General features: G+C 45.4%; 2 tRNA genes. Both read right to left on the reverse strand.

From position 1 onward, the window contains the following. Nucleotides 1-181 precede the first annotated feature (181 nt). A tRNA-Ala gene (locus ACST14_RS10940) sits at nt 182-258 on the reverse strand. A 77-nt stretch (nt 259-335) separates the two neighbouring features. Beyond that, a tRNA-Ile gene (locus ACST14_RS10945) sits at nt 336-409 on the reverse strand. Nucleotides 410-445 lie beyond the last annotated feature (36 nt).

Below are 445 nucleotides of genomic sequence, written 5' to 3' on the forward strand. Positions count from 1 at the left end.
CTCATCTGTTTCACATCGTTCCCAAATCCAAACTCACATTTGAGTAGGGTAGGGTGGTGTGTAGTCCGTAGTCTATAGTCCGAAGTCTATAGGTTACAAAACTCTTTCAATCTACTATCAAACTCGTCTGTCTGATCTTTACTCTTTGAACTTTGAGCTTTGCTCTTTGTCCTTTGTACTCTGGTGGAGAATAACGGATTCGAACCGTTGACCCCCTGCGTGCAAGGCAGGTGCTCTAGCCAGCTGAGCTAATCCCCCAGGGATTATTTTGCTAATTGCTTTTGGGCATTACTGCTTTAGCGGCTTTGGCCTTTTCCTCACATGCCTTTTTCTTGTGGGCCTGCGTGGACTCGAACCACGGACCTCTACATTATCAGTGTAGCGCTCTAACCACCTGAGCTACAAGCCCGCTTAATCTTTTACTTAAATGTTGTTGAATGTGTTC

The organism is Aquirufa sp. A-Brett2-15D, assembly GCF_054558735.1.